Below are 18,202 nucleotides of genomic sequence, written 5' to 3' on the forward strand. Positions count from 1 at the left end.
TTCCCTCCAATTACTTCTTATGTAAATTATAAAATTCTTTTAATTCTGTCTTACGTTTATCTGTCAGTGATGTCTTCTTAACTCCCTGCAATGCACCTTCTAACGCTAATAATCTATGTATGCAAGCAGATTCATCAATTTCTTGTATTTTAATCCACGCTTTTTCAGCTCCCAAATATTTCAATTCCTCATATGTGGTTATACCAACTTGATTCAATTGCCTTTCAACTTCTTTACCTATGTTGAATAACTTTGATAACTCTCCCATTATATCACCTCGCTAAATTTACTATTTATCTTTCAATTAACTATAACATATTTCATAAATATTAAAATATAGTTCTTGAAAAATAACTAAAAATACCCCAAAATTCCAACATGAATAATGAGGTGTTCCAGTAGATTATTCTATTCATTCCACTTAGCGATAAATTTAATCTCTGTTTATATTCTTGTAACCTTTTAATAGCCTAATATAATGATTTGCCTCTCTAACTACATGGTCACCAAGTAAAGGATAGGCTATGGATCTAATAGTACAATTTATCAAACCTTCTGTTCCCTGTTTTTTAAAATCTCTAATTCCAACAGTAGTATTTAGCGTTCTTTCACTCAACTCAGGCAACAACCCTATATTTTGTGTTAAATCTCGAGCTTCTTGAGTTAACTGATCAAATTTCGTACCATAGTCATTAGCTGTGTCAAATAACTTAACTTCTGTTGGATCTAATAAGCCACGTATAAATTTTGCATGTTCTGCCATAATTCTATTCCAAAAACCTTCTTGATAAACAGCCTCTTTAACTAAATCTATTTCCTCACGATTTTGTAATTTAGTTAACATTCTTAAGTAAAACTTAGCTTCTCTTAGTACATGATCTATAAGTAATGGATAGTTTGTAGTAAATGTTTTGCAAGTTAGAACATCATTTAATAATCTGGACTTGAATACAGCTATTCTATTTGCTGCAGCCATTGCCCTATGATTTAACATAGTTACAGTTCTAACAAATTGGTCACTGTCATATCTATCCTGTACCAAGTTTAGTTCCATTCTGGTAACATTACTATCAATCTTAATTCCTGAATAAAATTCAGTTTCCCTTTCTGAATTTAAAGTTAAATCTGTTACTAATTCACCAGAATGTGCTACTTCAGGACTGATAATTCCTTCAGAAAGTCTAATAGTCTCCATAAGTAATTGGGTAAATTCATTTTTCAACATATCTGCTTGACAAGCTAATCTATAATCTCTAGATGTTAATCCTGCCTCAAGAAAAATAGCATGCTCCTTAGCAATTCTCATAAAGAATAAATTTAATTCTAGAGATTGTCTAACAAATTCCCTATTGGATATCATTATATATACTCCCTTTTATACATACTCATTTCATTTTATTCTAAGAGCATATTGCATGTGCAAAAAACTTTTGGCATAGTTACCTTTCACATTTCATTATTCAATTGCTAAAGAACATTTATATATCTAGATTTATTGATTGATTCACATAATCTGCAAAAATAACAAACTCTCCCTAATTGACATTTGTCTCTCAGTTAGCATATGATTGTATTCCTAAATTTATCTAGCTTAAATAATTAACCATAATGTATTCTTCTATATTTTCATTTATAACTTGGAATCCAACAGACATATACATTTTCAATGCATAGTTATCTTTTTGTACTGATAGAGAAGCCTTTTTATAACCATTGTTTCTCAAATATTTTATCATTTCTTTCATCAAATCAGTTCCTATTCCATATCCACGGAATTCTTTAAAAAGCGAAATTGAAAATTCCGGTGTTTCATTATCAATATTCCCATATCCAACAATATTTCTTATCCAAACAGCACCTACTATTTTTTTATCCACCTCTGCACATAAACAATAATCATCTTTCTTTTTCCCGAAGTCTTCAATGTAAACTTTCAAGGCAGGTTCATCTATTATGGTTTTGGGTAATAAATTTGTTTCGTCTCTTTGAAAGATAGCCTCATACAAAAAATCTTTGAGAAACGGATATTCAAATGCTTCCATTTTCCGAATTATATAATCCATAATGCACCTCTATTCAAAAGTCAATAAATACGAAAAATCTGTATTATCTGTTATGTCTATAAAGTAGAAGCAACATAGTTACTACAATTAGTAAAAAATAATAGCCAGTCTTATTTTTATGCATAATTTCTCTTATTCCTAAATTTAAAAACATAAGAATCAAAAATATATTCGATACTATAGTAATGTATTTGTTTGAGGATTGAGATATAAGTCCATATAAATTTATACAAATGACTATTATTCCACCTAGAAAAATCATCGTTATATAAATTAGTGATTTTCCATTCTTCATGTTTAATATAACGCACCTCAATTAAAATTACTTCGTTATAATTTATTATTACAATATATGTTTTCTATCTTACACGCCTACTCTTAATTAATTCTATGGAAAAATAAACAATATGAAAACAAATCACATACATCAATGTATCTGCTAAAAAGTATAAGATATTAAATTGATTCTTAAACATATTATAGTTAAAACCAACAATACTACACATAATATCTTTTATAATTCCTGCCGAAAAGAAAGCTATATAGAAAATCCAGTCCTTCCAAAAGAACTTTTTTTCATTATTCATTTAATTTCCTCCATCCCCCTAATATAGTAATTCTAACACTTAACCCTAAATTGAAATTTTATCGATATGATTTCAGCAGTTCTTTTAATTCCTTATTCGCTCCATATTTCATGACGTAATCATACACAAAATCTCGTTTTACAACTTTCCTCATAAAATCTAAATCTATTTTAGGAATCACTTCTACAAGTTCTCTTTTTGTAATACTATTTATAGTCTTTAACAACTTAGTATCTCTTTGTTTTCTTATTGCATCTTGCTTTGGATATCCAATTCCAAATGGTCCATCAAATAACTTATCTAATGTGCATTGCAAATTAATTTCACCAGCCCATCCAAAATTTAATCCAAGAGGAAATGAAACTGCATTACCATTGTTAATTCTTCCAAATAAGTATGCATCCGATGGATTTTCAACATATCCACATAAGACACCTGGTAAGCTATTGCATGCCAACATCATTCCTTGTCCAGAAGAACACCCAGTTACCACAAAATCTACTGCCCTGCTTTCCAGCAAAATACTTATAAGCATTGCTGTTTCAATATAAGAATATTCAATTTTTTCATCTGGAAAAATTCCAAAATTAATAACTTCATATTTTTTATCTTTTATAGTTCGCATTACAGATTTATATAATAAATTATTCTTATCTTTCTGTGAACTTGCCTGAATAATTGCAACCTTCATAAAATACACACCTTAAAACTACCATTTTATTAAACATCTTCAGAGTCGATTACCTTATTTAATTACTTCCTTATCTCTTAAAAAATCTACTACTCTTGAATTTAAGTTGTTACCACCATTATATTTGCAGTTACATCCTATAACGCAAGAACTAATCAATACTTTCATAATTATATTAATTCCTTCAATAATTGATTATATTTACTCCTCAGTTAATTATAATCAATGATATTTCTTACCATTTATGTTTCAGTTAATTATAACATATTTCATAAATATTATAATGAATTCCAAATATAATGTGTATATTATGGTTTTAGAATATATACATAATATCTTTGTAATGCGACGCCAAAACACTGCAGAATTCAAAATAGAATAATGCAGTGTTTATAAAAATTGTTTGCTTTTTCGATTGTTTCGTTAAATAATAAGAATGTAAAATATCATTCTTGGTGTTTAACCCCAGATGCAGTTCCCCCCATTGAGGAATGGTAATCAATTGTATTATTTCTTATGCTATCCCCAGTACTACTATAATAATAAATAGTTTTAGGTTCATCAAAAAATATTACACTTACTACATAAGGTTTATAACCTAAGATTAACCTATCCAAATAATAATCCACTTTAATTTGTTTAACATCTTCTTGTTTATATGACTTTTTATTATAAAGGTAGTATTTAATATCTGATTTAAATCTATTTTTATTAATATTAATTTCTATTGATGATATTGTAAATACGCCCACTAATATGACGAATAGATAAATACATATTTTCTTAAATCTTTTTATAATCGTAACATCACATCCTTTACTTCATAATATTTTAGATTGTGACTTAATTGATATCAAAATTATACCACGTTTTCTATATACTTTCACGATTATATAAAAAGTATAGATATCTTTAACACTGCATTATTCCATTTTCAAAGATCATCGTTCGTATTTCAATTTTCAGCATTTATGTCGCATTTTTTTCACTATATAACTTAATTACATACTCTTGATATTATGTATCTATCTATTTTTCTTTATATGTAAATAATTAAATTTAGGTTTGAAAAACAAACTAAAAGCACCTCAAAATTCAAACTTGAATAATATGGTGCTTTGATAAATTATTCATTTTTCAGTTGTTATACTTAATAAGAACTTTATGAATTATAATTTCTCCAAAAACTTTAAATACATTTATAAGTTTATCTAGTTCATCATAAATTGGATAAAAAAATTATCTAAATACAATAACCTTGCCATATCCTACTCTTCATTAATAATTGTTTGTGCAAATCTTGGTATTTGACCATCATCACCAGTTAGTAACATATATATGATAAATAGTGGAATATACCATATCAAGAATTTCTTTTTCATTAATAACATCTCCCTGTTTGCTTGAAATAATTTATAATTATTGACTATTTCTAATTTATGTTTGTATAGAACTTTTAACATATTCATTAAATTATAGCAGCTATTTTTAACACTACATTATTCTCTTTGCAATTATTTTGTTAAACAATAAGTTCTAATCAAAAATAAATATTTCTTCAATGGGTGCATCAACAGCTCTTGATATGTCTATTGCTAATTTCAAAGATGGGTTATATTTGGCTGATTCCAATCGCATAATTGTTTCTCGTCTTACTCCAACTATTTTAGCTAATTCCTCTTGTGTCAATCCTTTTAATTGCCGATATTTTTTTAAATTACAGACAAAATCCACAATACTACTCCTTATCTCTCTTCTAAAGTGTAAAATTTTATAGCATATGCAATACATAATGAAGCAAAACAAGCGGAAATAATTACTATCATATTTTCTCGAATAGCAGAAAAAAATATTCCACTAGCAAACATTATTCCCATTTCAAATAGGGCTATATTGCCTATAAAAGCTGTTGCTGATTTAACATTTTCATAATAACGTTCATCTGGAATGTCAACACTAATTTTGTCAGTTAAAAAATAACCAAAAAAACCAAAGTATGCAATATAGCAAAGGTCTAAAATGTTATGTGTAATTAAATATCTCAGAGAGTAAAGCCCCATAAATCCTAAAAGCCACCAATATCCTCTTTTGCGTTTAGCCATTTTTACTCCTCCTTCAATAAGAGATATATTTATCTCTTATTGATACAAATATATCTCTTTGCGTTTTAAAAGTCAAGTATTATATTATCATAAGGCTAATTGAAGGATGAAATGCCAATTTGTAATATGATTGTGAAAAATGAGCATGAATAATTCTACACTTCAAAATTAAAATTTATCTTGCAAAGATATCATTTGTGCAATCATCATTCCATATATATTCAATATCATTAGCAATTTTTATAGCTTTATTTTTACCAAATCTATCTGAAACAAAGCCCAATGTCATATCAATTCCAGCTGAAATACCTGATGACGTATAATACTTTCCATCATCAACCCAACGTGCTTTTTCTATCCAGTTTACTTGATCACTTACTGATTTTACCCATTCCAAGGCTTGTTTATTAGATGTAGCTTTTTTATTCTTTAAAACTCCACACTTGGCTAATACTGCTGAACCAGTACATATAGATAAACAATATGTAGATTTCTCTGCAATTGATTTTAATTTATTTAAGAATGGGACATTATTAACTAATTCTCTTGTACCCATTCCTCCTGGAATAACTAATATGCCGCTTGCATCTGCCGAACTAATAGGCTCAGTTACAATTTTAAGCTTTTGAGCATTGGTAATAACACCTCCATACTCTGAATAATAATGTATTTCATAGTCTTCTATTTGTCCTAGTATTTCTACTGGTCCAAATATATCTAGAGTCTCAAAATTATTAAATAGTAGAATATTAATATTCATTTATTTTTCATCTCCATTATAAAATTTTATTCAATAAAATAATTACCGAATTACTATTTTATTAAACATCTTCAGAGTCAATTACTTTATAGCCAGCATAAATAAGAGCCCTGGCAAATAATCCTTGACCATTAATCAATTTTCCTGTAAAACTTCCATCATAAATTTTATTAACTCCACAAGTGGGACTACGTGATTGAAGAATTACTAAATCAATGTCTTCATCTTTTATTTTTTCTAATGCTAATTCAATACCTTTTCGATATTCCTTGTCAACATTTTTTCCATTAGATTCAGTAACGCATCCATCTACTATTTCAGCTGAAGCTCTTGGAATACTCATACCAGCTAACATTTCTGGACAAATTTTAATTACTTCTTTATCTCTTAAAAAATCTACTACTCTTGAATTTAAGTTGTTACCACCATTATATTTGCAGTTACATCCTATAACACAAGAACTAACCAATACTTTCATAATTATATTCATTCCTTCAATAATTGATTATATGTATAATTTTTACTCCTCAGTTAATTACAATTAATGATACTTCTTACTATTTATGTTTCAATTAATTATAACATATTTCACAAATATTATAATGATTTCCAATCATCATGTATATATTATGGTTTTACAATATATACCTAACATATTTGTATTGTTACATAAAAATACCGTAAAATTCATTCGAATAATACGATATTTTTTAAGTTTACTTAACTTTTTTAGCATATAAATAGTACCAATCATTATCTATACTATATGTGTCTCTTGTGATCCCTAAATTTAAATCTTTCATCATATTAATAAGACTTTCATGAGTAAAAGGTGTAAATGTTAATTCACTATTATATAAAGATACACTTCCATTTTTATTTATCTCTTGAAATAGAATCTCAACCTTAGCTTTCTGTTCCATTTCATTTAATACCCAATGATATAATGGAATATAGTCAATCCCCTTGTATGAAATCTTATCATAAACAGTAAATTTCTTATTTTCTTTAATTACCTTATCCCAATTACGAGTTTCAATTACAAGTGTTCCATTACAATTAAGTATTTCTGAAAGTGCTTTTAAATTAGCTTTTCTTGATTCATTGTCTGGAGAATGTACTAATGAATTTCCTGTACAGAATACAATATCAAACTCTTTATTGTATACTTGTGGTAATTCAATCCATTCTTTTCTCTGTGTATGAAGGTTTACATCATGATTTTGTGAAAATTCTCTAGTTAACTTTATCATTTCTCTACTAATGTCTGTTGCTGTTACTTTATAACCATGTATGGCTAAAGCAGTAGCTTGAACACCATTTCCACAAGCAGTATCAATTACAGCTGATTTTTCTGCAGGATATTTTTCCAGTAACTCTATATGATTTTTTATAAAATCTAAATTCTTAATTTGTTCTGTTGTCATATCTCCATATAAAGCATTATAGAGCCAATTGATTTTATCGTATTCTACTTCTGTACTCATTTAAATCTAATCCCTCTTTTCTTAAATTATAATATCTAGTAACTTACTATTTATATAATTATAAACAAATTAATGCACAAATGAAACTTTAAATTATAATACCATAATAGATATTATCAATTGAGTACTTTCATTTTTGCACCTCCTTACTAAATATTCTAGATTTATCAATAACTGATTCTGCTACCTGGCCACCACTATCCTTAATTAACATTACTGCCAGTATTGCATGCCATAATTGATGAGCATATATAGAAACACGTTCAATAAATCCAAGCCATGGTGTTTGCTGATGTGATAAAAGCGGTGATATATATGAAAAAGATATAACTGCAGATATTAGGAGTAATAAAATCGTTACTAAAGAATAATATTTAAACCAACCTCTGTAAATTATAATCCCCAATAAAATACTGACAGGAATAAATGGGTTTATCGCAAGAATTGCATGCATGGTATCAGTAAATGTTGTTTGGACACCGCGCATATGCATGGGAAACAAATTCCATAAGATCAAACTATTTGCTGCATTTCCCATCACCATAATAGCTAATATATGAATACGATGGCTATTTTTGCATAATACCCATATTCCTATAGCAAACACTAAAAGCAGAATGCTGCAAATTGAAAAAAGCGGAACTACAATATGGCTTGTCGGTGCACCAATAGCAAACAGTTCACTGACAGCTTGCTCATTAAAACTGTAACCATTATACAGATTGCCTGCAATTATATCTGTTATTATAAAAAGCAATGGCGAACAGATACCACAAAAAATTAATCCTTTACGAATATTTCCGCTTAACATAAATAACCTCCTACAAATTTTTAATTCTAACTATTTCTTCATTGATCATACTACTTAAGCATATCCTGTTGAATCTAAAAGCACTACTTTCCTTTTTATAATCATTCCTTTCAACCTTTCTTAATTCCTATAAGATAATTGACAGATAGATTTTCTTGCTTTATTATTAATAAGATAATAAAAGTATACTTAAAGTGTATTTTTTAAAAGTATGCCATAAGTATACTTTCACGTCAATAGGAGGATTATTATGGATAAAAAAGTATCAAAACGTGATGACAATAAAATGAAAAATAGAAAATTAATCATTGCTACAGCAGAAAAGTTAATCCTACAAAAGAATTTTGAAGATACATCAATGGATGACGTAGCAAAAGAGAGTGGTTTAACAAAACGCACAATTTACAAGTATTTCATTAGTAAAGAAGATTTGTTCTTTGCAGTTACACTGGAAGGTACAAAAAAATTCATTTCTTATTTTGAGGAAGCTATTAAGGAAGGAAAAAATGCACTCGAAAAAATCAGGCTTTCTAATAAAGCATATTGCCAATTCTATTGTGATAACCCTGGAATGTTCCGTCTTATGAATTATCAGCCTGATAACATACATAACTGTGAAGCAAGTCCAAATCGTCATGAACTAATGTCACTAAAAGATATGTCCATTAAGAAATATGGCGATATTATTGAAGAAGGAAAGGCTGATGGCAGTATCAATTCAAAGCTAGACACAAAAAAATCTATATATTTTAGTATGTTTGCTTCTATGGGCTTATTAAATTTGGTATCAAATATGGATCAGAAATTCTTTTGGGAAGGTCAGGAGCTTAATGAGATGGAATTTCTCAATTTCAGTATGGATTTACTTACTAATGCCTTGACATAGTTTCAATCAATTTTATTGGCTTAATGTAAATATACAAATTTTGTGTAAAACTAGCCGCAAGACCCTACCAAAGGTTCAAGCGGCACCTTTTTTATCTTCTCAATATATTTGAATTAATAACAAATCTTCAGTTCTATCATCCATATATTTATAAGAATCATAAACTCTTTGATTATAGAATTCTAGTACCAACTCTTCTATTATAAAATTTAGCATTAGATTTGAAGCTAAATAACCTATTTATCTTTCTATTAACTATAACATATTTCACAAATATTATAATACTAATGTATTCTTTTTTGTTACATCATTATTAAATCTATCCTTTAAATTATCAATTATCTGTATCAATTCTTCTTTTCTTTTTTCTGTTAATAGTTTACCATTTTCAAGTTCAGAATATATCTTTTCCAATAATTCTTTGTCTTCATTTAAACTCATGAATTCCACCTCCACTGAAATATCATTTATAATTTTACTTTTCATGCATAATAATAGCACTTATATCATTATCAACGACTTGCTCTCAATCTGAACTATCCATATTAGTTAATCTTCATATTTTTGCCTCATATTAAAGTTCCTAATTTATAATATATTTGTACTACGATGAAAAACACCATACAATTCAAATTTGAATAATATGGTGTCGAATTAATTTTTCTATTTTCAATTGCTCTGTTAAATAAAAATTATAACATAAATTAAAACGAAAAATCCCTATTATAAAAGTATCTTTTTTTCATCAAAATATATGACACTGCAATAATTGAAAGTATGATACTTACACAAAATTGCTGCTTTTGGTATTGTTGGTATGCTAAAATATTTACTACTAAAAAGTATACATTATAAGCTACCATAGGCCAATAACTCCATTCTTTTAGACTTAAGTATCCATATGCAATTATGAAAATAGTAATTGATACTAATATTTTTACTACGTTTTCTGGAACACTTTGTAGTCCAAATAGCTCCATAACAGCAGTAAATGGCATTAATATTGTTACAATTGCATTTAAAATACAGCAATATCCAATTAGTGTTGTTCCTAAAGGTCTGCTTTTATCCATACATATCCCTCTATCCATATAAATTACAAATTAATGCATATAGCTTTCATTATGTGAAATTTAAAAACTAATTTTCTAAGAAATTAAAGAAATAATAATTATGCTATTGTTATTAGCTCAAGGAAATACTATATCTATACACCTTTTCATTTTCTTCCTGAATAAAAATAGTTTCTAACAATTTACTATTATTCTTTTCTATGATTTTTTTTGAATATATGTTATCTATATTACAAGTCACCATTACCTCTTTCATACCTATTTTTTCTGCTTCAACTAATGCTAATTTAAGGATTTGAGTACCATAACCCTTTTTTCTATAACATGGTGATATATCATATCCTATATTACCATCTGATAACACATCTTGATGCCTAATTCTTACTGCTCCCACTACTTGACTATTATCAATTAACCAAAATGTTGAAGTTCTAACCCAATCTTGAGGTAAATTTATTCCTTTATAATAATTATGTAAGTCATTTAAATATTCATCAAAATTCTCCAATGCTTTTTTATAAAAATTAAAATAAAAATCATCATCTGTTTTTTTATATGATAATACATAATCTTCAAAACTCTTTTGGTATTCTTTATCGGGCTTGGACAAAAATAAATTTTTCATAAGCAATGCTCCTTTTTACATATCTTAATTCTTATATGGACTAATTAATAAATATAAAGCAGCCTTTAATCATTATTCTCTGAATATTTCATAATTCTTTCTTTTAAAAATACGTTAAATTTATTATATTCATCTTCAGATAGATTTCTATTAAAACTCATAATCTTTAATTTATGACCTTCATACTCTTTTCTATATGGCGGATGAATATGTTCAAATTCTTGTAACTTAAATCCTAAGTTAGAATAAAATTTTAATCTTTTAATTGATATGTCGTCTACTGGTGGATCTATTTCTAAAATTATAGTTTCACTATTCTTACAAAAATCTTTTAAAATTCTAGAACCATAACTTTTTCCTCTTAACCTAGGAGATATGGCTAAATGTTCAATGTATTTACAGTTATCTAAATTCCAATATAATAATATTCCAACTAATTCATTGTTTTCATAAACAGCCGTGAAATTATATTTATCATCTTTTAAGACATCTATTTGATTTTTTATAATTCTTTGCTCAAATATAGGAAAACTTACTTTATATATACTCATTACATCATCAAAATAATTATTATCATTAGAATTTATTCTTACAAACTTCATTTCTATTTCCTCCTAAAATTTTATCATGTGTTAAAACAGTCTAAATTCACTGAAATTACTGTTTGATTTATATAAAAATTACACCGCAGTATCCACATATCTCCATTATTTGACTTTCAAAATAAAACACAAAAACATCCCAAAATTCAAATTAGCAATGGGATGTTCTATTAAATTATTTTAATGTTAATACTATTCCAGATACAAAAGTATAATTATAAATATTTTATAAAACAATATTGACTCAAGTCTATCCCATCTATTGCTATAGTTTTGATGAGCTTGAAACCAAAATGTTTTTTAATATTTTCAAATAAACAAATACTTGTCTATAGCTTCGTTTCCATGAGGTAAAATTTACCTTTTCTCCAATTTGTCTCTCCTACTTTAATATAACCTTGTTTATAATATAATTTTAAAGCAAATGGATTTAGTGAAAAAGCATCCAGTCGTATTGTTTCTACTCCTGTACTTTTTAAGCTTCCTTCAATATGTTTTAAAGTTAATGCTCCTATACCTTGATTTTGAAATTTAGGGTTTACGCACATCCTGTGAATTACTTTATACGTTACATTGGGATATCTCCAATTTCCATTAATGTATTGTTCATCACAATCACTATTTATAACATACACACAAACAATCTCACTATCAATGGTTCCAATATAAAGTTGTTTCTGTTTAATATCGTTTTGAAGAATATATTTATCTGGATATAATTCATCCCACTGCAAAATATTATGTTTATTCATTTCTTCAATTGCAGCAGAAAATATACTGAATATTTCTTGTAAATTTTTTTCTTCTGCAACATTAAATTCTATCCTTTTCAATTGTTTTTCTCCTTTTCAAATTATATATAATTTATACTTCTCAATTAATGATACTTCTTACTATTTATGTTATAGTTAATTATAACATACTTGATCAATATTATAATAATTTCCAAACATAATATATATTAAGTTTTACAATATATACTAAAGCACAAAAACACCACATAATTCAACTTTGAATAATGCAGTGTTCCAATAATTTATTGTTTTTTTCAGTTTTGCCATTAAATAAGAATTATCATTGTATAACCATGATTGTGTTAACTTAACTTTTTGTTGTAGTAGCTTACAACTCGTCCAACTAATAAGGCTGAGGCAATTGTTCCTTCACGGACACCATTTAATTCATGAAACATATATGCAGATGCAATAACACTAATAATAATTAATGCACTATCAAAGTATACTTTTGTTTTGCCGAAATCCTTACGTGTCTTTTGGGAAATGGCCTTCACTAAACCTTCGCCAGCAAGCATTACAACATTAGCTTTTACTTCTAGAAAAACACCTAATGCTATCACAAATATACTCACAATACAAACGAACCATTGCACAAAGTAACTATTAATTTGCATGCCAGATAAAAGATGTAATACAAAATCTGTAAAATATCCAAAGAGAAATCCTGCGGCAAGCTGCAATAACTGGAAAAGCTGATACTCTCGTCGTAAAATTACAATTTGCAAAGCTACAAAAAACATTTGCAATACAATAGTAATTTCACCCATAGACCATGGTAGTCCTAAACTTAATACTAAGGGTATACTTGAAATAGGAGTTGTCCCCAGTCTGGCTTTTGTTGATAAGGCAGTTCCAACTGCTATAATGAATAGCCCAACTAGTAGTAGCAAATAACGTTTTATATATTCTTTAATTGGTTCCTCATTTTTCATCTTACTAACACTATTCTTTCCACTCTAAAATTCCCCCTAATGAATTATATTGCAGTTTTATCACCAATCATTTCCTAGAGTACTTAAAATAGATGCCTTTATAATAAGCAATATAATAAGATTAATAGTTTCCACTCTTATTTATATATTGTTATACCTAATATAAATAATCTTTACTTCACATAATCTTATCATTTTGACTTATTTAATAATAATTATATCACATTCATATGACAATAAATGTAGTATTTATAACTAAATGCAAAATAAAAGCACCTCAAAATTCAAACTAATATTGAAGTGCTTTGATAAATTGTAGCATAGAACTATAAGTTTTTCTGAAAATCCTTATACAATAAACTTGGTTGAATTCCTTTATTATTTTGATATTTACCACTAGAGTATTTATCATACTCTCCCTCTATAGAGTGATAGTATATTTGACAAATTTCAACATCTGCATATATTTTTATAGGCTGAATACAATGAATTTCTAATGTCCAAAATCCGCTAAAACCAACATCACCAAAACCCGCTGTTACATGTATAAACAAACCAAGCCTTCCTATTGAAGATCTTCCTTCAAGCATTGGAACATAGTTGTCTGTTTTTGTGTATTCTTTAGTCCTTCCAAGATATAATTTATTTGGCTGTAAAATTATACCTTCAGATGGTATGATAATGTTTCTAAACTTATTTTCTTTTTTCATATCCAAAGTACATTCTTCATATACAAGCAATTCGTTATGTAGCTTTAAGTTATAACTATTAGGATTTAATTGCTTTTCGTTAAAAGGTTCTATTATAATATCCTTTCCTATTTTTTCTTTAATCTGCTTTCCTGATAATATCATTATGTTACCTCCTATATAGTTTTACTGAAGTTCGTTATTGCATAATAAATTACATTTGTTATTTAATCTATATAAAACTATACCATAATATCCGTATATTTTAGTTAAAATAATTTACTTTTAACTAAAAATTTAAGACTAAATATCTAAACAATTATTTTTATTGATACTATCAATATTTTTCATTACTGGTTTTACAGCAAATATGAAACGTAAAAATTTGATACGCTTTATTATTTCGTATAAAAGGAAACATAATACAAAGGTTATAGTCACAATTATCACATATTTAAGTTCCGCATTTATAGTAAGCTTGATAACAAAGAAACCAACTATAGTATTTATCAACATATGAATTACATATATAGGAAATGAAGCCTTAGAAAGATATTCTAAAACCTGTGCATTCTTATTCATATAACTATTTCCTAAACCAAGCAGTGCAAATACAGGAACAAGTTTAGTAGCTCTATCCATTAACCCATAAATAATCCACATTTCAGACCATGGTTCAAATCTATTTTCAATTGTAAGTCTTATATAAATAAGAACAATACTAAGCAAAAGGTATATCCATTTATCCCTGTTGATAGCTTTTTGATACCTTTCATCAGTTGCTATTAAAAATCCAATAAAAAATATTACATAGTAAGCTAAAGGGTTCTTATCACCAAGAATGTCAACAATTGAAGCAATTGCAAAAGGTACTATTGTGAAAATAAGCATTAATGGCTTTTCAAAGAAACTTGCAAGATTTGATATGAAATTATTAGATTTTTTGTCGCTAAGCTTTATAAAAATAGGCATTCCAACTAAGGAAAATGCAAAAAGAAAAATTATAAACCATAAGTGCGCAGGAGTAAATCCTCCATTTAAACCTACAAAATCCCCTGGATTTTTCGTAAAAAAATCAATAAAATGATTAATGAAGGTACTATTCTTATTTTTGGATATTAAGTATATGTATGTCATTATAGGATTTAACATGATGCATCCAAATATAGCTGGAATAAGAAGCTTTTTCACACGCTCGTTTATGAATTGTTTTGATGTACGCGATTGTATTGAAAAATAGACTGACATACCTGCAATCACAAAAAGCATGGGCATATGAAATCTATCAATAATACTATCTAATATATTAAAGCTCCGTACATTAATTGTATCTTTTATATATACAATTGACCGGCTGCATATTAAATATTAGCAGTGAGTGAAATGGAATAACCATTAATACTCCTATTGTCCTCAGCCAATCAATGTCATACCTTCTTGTTGTTTTTCTCATATTTAACCTCTTCCTTTACTTACCTATAAAACTCTACTATCCCAATTTTAATGTCAGGGGACAGTACTTGTCCCACACTTCATTAATTATTTGTGCAAAAAGCTTTCAAACTCTGCATCAACCCGTGCACACTCCATATTGTTAAACTTTTCAATTTCACATTGTATGTTCTTAAATTCATTATTAAATATTGAAATATATTTTAACTCTAGTATATTTTTAATACTCTCAGGCAACTCCTTAATTTTATTATTATGAATTCCCATATACCATAGATTTGTTAACTTACCAATATCCCTAGGGATTTTTTCTATTTTATTAAAGGCAGCAAATAACACCCATAACTTCTTTAACTCACATATCTCATCTGGCAAAGTTGTTATTTCATTGTTACTTATTTCCAATATCCTTAGATTTTTAAGATTACCAATCGCCTTAGGTATCACTGATATAGCTGTATTTTGTATCTTTAACTCATTTAACTTAGGTAAATAAAAGATACTTGAAGGAATACTAGTTATTTTTCTTCCAGCTATATTTAAAGCTTCTAAATTCGTTAAACTTCCTATAAACTCTGGAATTTCAACTATGGTATCATCCTCTATAGAAAGTACTTGTAATTTCTCAAAAGCAGCAATTTCTTCTGGTAACCTACTTAGATTCCTATGGTTTAAACTTAAATAGGTTGATTCCTTATTTTGAAGTAACTGCTCTATAGTTTTACTTTTTTCTTCTTTCCACTGTAAATCACAAATATTCTTTAGAAACTCCTGTTTTTCTTCTTTTGATACATAAAGCCAACATATTTTCTCATGAGTAACACTAACAAACCATTCATTATTATTTTCATCAATGAAGCTTAAATCCGCGGGGAACTTTGGAAGATTCCACTGATAAAGGGAGTCAACTGAATTTTGTAATATTCTAATTGATGCTTTACTGCATTGAAAATAATATATTAGCGAGCAACTGCCATAGCTTCCCGTACCAGGCCAATTATTATGTTTAATTTTCTTTATTAAGTAAGGTTCTAACTGTGCTAAAATTTTAAAGCAACTTTCCTTAATCTCACAATAACTTAAATCGAGTACAAGTACAAACTGTGAACTTCTTTTTCCTGCATATTCAATTAGCTTTTTATAGCTCTCTCCTACAGGTTCCTGTAGTATTGAAATCATTTTTTACCCCATCCTTTCAATGTTGTGTGAGTTTGTATAATTTGGATAAAAGCCTTTACACCCATTACTGATTTTGTTAACTGCATAGAATTATCGTCCTTTTTTTCCAGTTAGACTTATTATATCCATCCTTAATATTGCAATATTATCATACACATTATCATTTCTTAAAGTCTTTTCTTTAATTATAGAAGGTACATTTTCCAAATGATTTAAAATAACTTCCATCCCATACTTCTTTTCTTCAATATTTTCAACAAAAGAAATTTTACCATTAATAACAATTGAGCGATATTCATGCCCACATTCGCCCATTATGTAACCTCCCTCATCTATTATTGTAGCACAAACATTAGGATTATAAGAAATAAAGTCTATCTTTAAACCTCTAAGCCCTGTATGCAAAAATAAAACATTTTGACTTTTATCATAACCATAACTTAAACTTACTATATAAGGTTCATTATCTCGACACATTGATATTACTATATATTTCCCTTGTGATAATATTTCATTTAATTCATTTTCATCATTTATTTGTCTATCTTGTCTTCTCATGTGATATTTTTTCAATATACTTTACCTCCAAACCTATTCTGATTTAACCTATGTAAAATTCATAAATATTATAATAATTTTCAAATATATTATGCATTATAATATACATAATATATTTGTGCTGCAACGCAAAAACACCACATAATTCAACTTTGAATAATGCAGTGTTCAAGTAAATTGTTCGTTTTTCTAGTCATTATGTTAAATTAAGAAGAAATTGATGCAATTCAAAATCAAATCTTTTAACTTATAGAAAATACTAATACGACTGGTCATGAATTATAAAATTAAATTATGATATATGCTCATTTTTCATAGTAATCTTTTCTAATCAACGCATACCATGACTCGTCACATATTCCCTGATTATTTATACCAGCTTCCCTTAGTGTCCCCTCATACTTCAAACCACACTTTTCCATTACTTTGCCAGAATAAAGATTGCGTGGATCATGTCTAGCTTCTATACGGTTAACCCTTACTTCATCCATTAGATATTTTATTATTGCAGAAAAAGCCTCAGAAGTTATCCCTTTATTTCACCAGGGCTTACCTATACAATAATAAACATGAACAGATTCTACATTCTCATTGTACCTAGTCACTCCAATTTGACCAATAACTTGATGGATTTCTTTAAGTTCAATTCCCCAGGCATAAGTACTCATTTTTTCATATTCATCGATAAGTGACCTAATATGTTTTATTGAATCATTTATCTCTTTATGTGCAGACCACATAAAATACTTTGTAACATCTTCATCACTTGCCCAGTTATTAAACATATCTCGAGCATCACTAATTTCAAATCGACGTAATATAAGTCGTTCCGTTTCTATCGTTTGTGTTCCCAAGTGGTTCATTAACATTCCACCCCCCAAATATAAATTTATTCACATTTTTTACAA

Annotated in this window: 23 protein-coding genes and 3 pseudogenes; 1 reads left to right on the top strand and 25 read right to left on the bottom strand. The window is 27.7% G+C overall.

Annotated features, from left to right (window positions below):
* Positions 1-10: 10 nt before the first annotated feature.
* The 13 genes and pseudogenes from Q6H37_RS18420 to Q6H37_RS18480 all read right to left on the bottom strand — a co-directional run bounded on the left by Q6H37_RS18420 (position 11) and on the right by Q6H37_RS18480 (position 8,501).
* Positions 11-268, bottom strand: coding sequence for a TfoX/Sxy family protein (locus tag Q6H37_RS18420; RefSeq protein WP_318735035.1), 258 nt, complete (start codon positions 266-268; stop codon positions 11-13).
* A gap of 165 nt (positions 269-433) precedes the next feature.
* Complete coding sequence (locus Q6H37_RS18425; protein ID WP_318735036.1) at positions 434-1,360, bottom strand: DUF2935 domain-containing protein; 927 nt, start codon at positions 1,358-1,360, stop codon at positions 434-436.
* A gap of 226 nt (positions 1,361-1,586) precedes the next feature.
* Positions 1,587-2,063, bottom strand: a complete 477-nt coding sequence (locus Q6H37_RS18430) for a GNAT family N-acetyltransferase (protein WP_318735038.1) — start codon at positions 2,061-2,063, stop codon at positions 1,587-1,589.
* A gap of 359 nt (positions 2,064-2,422) precedes the next feature.
* On the bottom strand, positions 2,423-2,650 hold the full coding sequence (locus tag Q6H37_RS18435; protein ID WP_318735040.1) for a hypothetical protein: 228 nt from the start codon (positions 2,648-2,650) through the stop codon (positions 2,423-2,425).
* 58 nt (positions 2,651-2,708) lie between these two features.
* Positions 2,709-3,341 carry an RpiB/LacA/LacB family sugar-phosphate isomerase gene (locus Q6H37_RS18440; protein WP_318735042.1) on the bottom strand — a complete coding sequence of 211 codons (633 nt, stop codon included), beginning with the start codon at positions 3,339-3,341 and terminating at the stop codon, positions 2,709-2,711.
* Between the two features lie 57 nt (positions 3,342-3,398).
* Positions 3,399-3,509, bottom strand: a pseudogene (locus Q6H37_RS18445) (DUF523 domain-containing protein); the annotation flags it as partial.
* Positions 3,510-3,787: 278 nt separating this feature from the next.
* Complete coding sequence (locus tag Q6H37_RS18450; RefSeq protein WP_318735045.1) at positions 3,788-3,958, bottom strand: hypothetical protein; 171 nt, start codon at positions 3,956-3,958, stop codon at positions 3,788-3,790.
* A gap of 919 nt (positions 3,959-4,877) precedes the next feature.
* Entirely contained in the window at positions 4,878-5,078 is a 201-nt protein-coding gene (locus tag Q6H37_RS18455) for a helix-turn-helix transcriptional regulator (protein WP_318743066.1), read from the bottom strand.
* An 8-nt stretch (positions 5,079-5,086) separates the two neighbouring features.
* Positions 5,087-5,443: a DUF3796 domain-containing protein gene (locus Q6H37_RS18460; RefSeq protein ID WP_318735047.1), complete on the bottom strand. Its 357-nt coding sequence runs from the start codon at positions 5,441-5,443 to the stop codon at positions 5,087-5,089.
* Between the two features lie 175 nt (positions 5,444-5,618).
* Positions 5,619-6,203: a DJ-1/PfpI family protein gene (locus tag Q6H37_RS18465; RefSeq protein ID WP_318735050.1), complete on the bottom strand. Its 585-nt coding sequence runs from the start codon at positions 6,201-6,203 to the stop codon at positions 5,619-5,621.
* A gap of 61 nt (positions 6,204-6,264) precedes the next feature.
* A complete protein-coding gene (locus Q6H37_RS18470) occupies positions 6,265-6,681 on the bottom strand; it encodes a DUF523 domain-containing protein (protein ID WP_318735053.1) in 417 nt (138 codons plus the stop codon).
* A 238-nt stretch (positions 6,682-6,919) separates the two neighbouring features.
* Positions 6,920-7,690, bottom strand: coding sequence for a class I SAM-dependent methyltransferase (locus tag Q6H37_RS18475; RefSeq protein WP_318735055.1), 771 nt, complete (start codon positions 7,688-7,690; stop codon positions 6,920-6,922).
* Positions 7,691-7,820: 130 nt separating this feature from the next.
* Positions 7,821-8,501 (bottom strand): DUF998 domain-containing protein, encoded by a 681-nt coding sequence (locus tag Q6H37_RS18480; RefSeq protein ID WP_318735058.1) that lies wholly within the window; start codon positions 8,499-8,501, stop codon positions 7,821-7,823.
* Between the two features lie 250 nt (positions 8,502-8,751).
* Here Q6H37_RS18480 and Q6H37_RS18485 point away from each other — a divergent pair, with 250 nt between their 5' ends.
* Complete coding sequence (locus tag Q6H37_RS18485) at positions 8,752-9,387, top strand: TetR/AcrR family transcriptional regulator (RefSeq protein ID WP_318735061.1); 636 nt, start codon at positions 8,752-8,754, stop codon at positions 9,385-9,387.
* A 99-nt stretch (positions 9,388-9,486) separates the two neighbouring features.
* Here Q6H37_RS18485 and Q6H37_RS18490 read toward each other — a convergent pair.
* The 12 genes and pseudogenes from Q6H37_RS18490 to Q6H37_RS18545 all read right to left on the bottom strand — a co-directional run.
* Positions 9,487-9,627: pseudogene (locus tag Q6H37_RS18490) on the bottom strand (DUF2164 family protein); the annotation flags it as partial.
* A 36-nt stretch (positions 9,628-9,663) separates the two neighbouring features.
* Positions 9,664-9,828 carry a hypothetical protein gene (locus Q6H37_RS18495; RefSeq protein ID WP_318735064.1) on the bottom strand — a complete coding sequence of 55 codons (165 nt, stop codon included), beginning with the start codon at positions 9,826-9,828 and terminating at the stop codon, positions 9,664-9,666.
* 263 nt (positions 9,829-10,091) lie between these two features.
* Positions 10,092-10,460, bottom strand: a complete 369-nt coding sequence (locus Q6H37_RS18500; protein WP_318735066.1) for a hypothetical protein — start codon at positions 10,458-10,460, stop codon at positions 10,092-10,094.
* 112 nt (positions 10,461-10,572) lie between these two features.
* Entirely contained in the window at positions 10,573-11,085 is a 513-nt protein-coding gene (locus tag Q6H37_RS18505; protein ID WP_318735067.1) for a GNAT family N-acetyltransferase, read from the bottom strand.
* 65 nt (positions 11,086-11,150) lie between these two features.
* On the bottom strand, positions 11,151-11,687 hold the full coding sequence (locus tag Q6H37_RS18510) for a GNAT family N-acetyltransferase (RefSeq protein ID WP_318735070.1): 537 nt from the start codon (positions 11,685-11,687) through the stop codon (positions 11,151-11,153).
* Between the two features lie 329 nt (positions 11,688-12,016).
* Positions 12,017-12,520 (bottom strand): GNAT family N-acetyltransferase, encoded by a 504-nt coding sequence (locus Q6H37_RS18515; protein ID WP_318735074.1) that lies wholly within the window; start codon positions 12,518-12,520, stop codon positions 12,017-12,019.
* 263 nt (positions 12,521-12,783) lie between these two features.
* Positions 12,784-13,416 carry a YczE/YyaS/YitT family protein gene (locus Q6H37_RS18520; protein WP_318735076.1) on the bottom strand — a complete coding sequence of 211 codons (633 nt, stop codon included), beginning with the start codon at positions 13,414-13,416 and terminating at the stop codon, positions 12,784-12,786.
* A gap of 326 nt (positions 13,417-13,742) precedes the next feature.
* Entirely contained in the window at positions 13,743-14,270 is a 528-nt protein-coding gene (gene dcd, locus Q6H37_RS18525; protein WP_318735079.1) for a dCTP deaminase, read from the bottom strand.
* A 138-nt stretch (positions 14,271-14,408) separates the two neighbouring features.
* On the bottom strand, positions 14,409-15,380 hold the full coding sequence (locus tag Q6H37_RS18530) for an acyltransferase family protein (RefSeq protein ID WP_318735081.1): 972 nt from the start codon (positions 15,378-15,380) through the stop codon (positions 14,409-14,411).
* A 264-nt stretch (positions 15,381-15,644) separates the two neighbouring features.
* Entirely contained in the window at positions 15,645-16,736 is a 1,092-nt protein-coding gene (locus Q6H37_RS18535; RefSeq protein WP_318735083.1) for a leucine-rich repeat domain-containing protein, read from the bottom strand.
* A gap of 90 nt (positions 16,737-16,826) precedes the next feature.
* The gene (locus Q6H37_RS18540; RefSeq protein ID WP_318735085.1) at positions 16,827-17,309 is read right to left on the bottom strand and encodes a pyridoxamine 5'-phosphate oxidase family protein; all 483 of its coding nucleotides are present in this window, start codon (positions 17,307-17,309) and stop codon (positions 16,827-16,829) included.
* Between the two features lie 290 nt (positions 17,310-17,599).
* Positions 17,600-18,163, bottom strand: a pseudogene (locus Q6H37_RS18545) (GNAT family N-acetyltransferase).
* Between the last annotated feature and the right edge of the window lie 39 nt (positions 18,164-18,202).

The organism is Clostridium sp. JS66, assembly GCF_033561535.1.
GTDB lineage: Bacteria > Bacillota > Clostridia > Clostridiales > Clostridiaceae > Clostridium_AM > Clostridium_AM carboxidivorans.

Coding starts and splice junctions, on each gene's coding strand:
- Q6H37_RS18420 (WP_318735035.1), bottom strand. CDS start 268: ATGGGAGAGTTATCAAAGTTATTCAACATAGGTAAAGAAGTTGAAAGG.
- Q6H37_RS18425 (WP_318735036.1), bottom strand. CDS start 1,360: ATGATATCCAATAGGGAATTTGTTAGACAATCTCTAGAATTAAATTTA.
- Q6H37_RS18430 (WP_318735038.1), bottom strand. CDS start 2,063: ATGGATTATATAATTCGGAAAATGGAAGCATTTGAATATCCGTTTCTC.
- Q6H37_RS18435 (WP_318735040.1), bottom strand. CDS start 2,650: ATGAATAATGAAAAAAAGTTCTTTTGGAAGGACTGGATTTTCTATATA.
- Q6H37_RS18440 (WP_318735042.1), bottom strand. CDS start 3,341: ATGAAGGTTGCAATTATTCAGGCAAGTTCACAGAAAGATAAGAATAAT.
- Q6H37_RS18460 (WP_318735047.1), bottom strand. CDS start 5,443: ATGGCTAAACGCAAAAGAGGATATTGGTGGCTTTTAGGATTTATGGGG.
- Q6H37_RS18465 (WP_318735050.1), bottom strand. CDS start 6,203: ATGAATATTAATATTCTACTATTTAATAATTTTGAGACTCTAGATATA.
- Q6H37_RS18470 (WP_318735053.1), bottom strand. CDS start 6,681: ATGAAAGTATTGGTTAGTTCTTGTGTTATAGGATGTAACTGCAAATAT.
- Q6H37_RS18475 (WP_318735055.1), bottom strand. CDS start 7,690: ATGAGTACAGAAGTAGAATACGATAAAATCAATTGGCTCTATAATGCT.
- Q6H37_RS18480 (WP_318735058.1), bottom strand. CDS start 8,501: ATGTTAAGCGGAAATATTCGTAAAGGATTAATTTTTTGTGGTATCTGT.
- Q6H37_RS18485 (WP_318735061.1), top strand. CDS start 8,752: ATGGATAAAAAAGTATCAAAACGTGATGACAATAAAATGAAAAATAGA.
- Q6H37_RS18495 (WP_318735064.1), bottom strand. CDS start 9,828: ATGAGTTTAAATGAAGACAAAGAATTATTGGAAAAGATATATTCTGAA.
- Q6H37_RS18500 (WP_318735066.1), bottom strand. CDS start 10,460: ATGGATAAAAGCAGACCTTTAGGAACAACACTAATTGGATATTGCTGT.
- Q6H37_RS18505 (WP_318735067.1), bottom strand. CDS start 11,085: ATGAAAAATTTATTTTTGTCCAAGCCCGATAAAGAATACCAAAAGAGT.
- Q6H37_RS18510 (WP_318735070.1), bottom strand. CDS start 11,687: ATGAAGTTTGTAAGAATAAATTCTAATGATAATAATTATTTTGATGAT.
- Q6H37_RS18520 (WP_318735076.1), bottom strand. CDS start 13,416: ATGAAAAATGAGGAACCAATTAAAGAATATATAAAACGTTATTTGCTA.
- dcd (WP_318735079.1), bottom strand. CDS start 14,270: ATGATATTATCAGGAAAGCAGATTAAAGAAAAAATAGGAAAGGATATT.
- Q6H37_RS18530 (WP_318735081.1), bottom strand. CDS start 15,380: ATGCCCATGCTTTTTGTGATTGCAGGTATGTCAGTCTATTTTTCAATA.
- Q6H37_RS18535 (WP_318735083.1), bottom strand. CDS start 16,736: ATGATTTCAATACTACAGGAACCTGTAGGAGAGAGCTATAAAAAGCTA.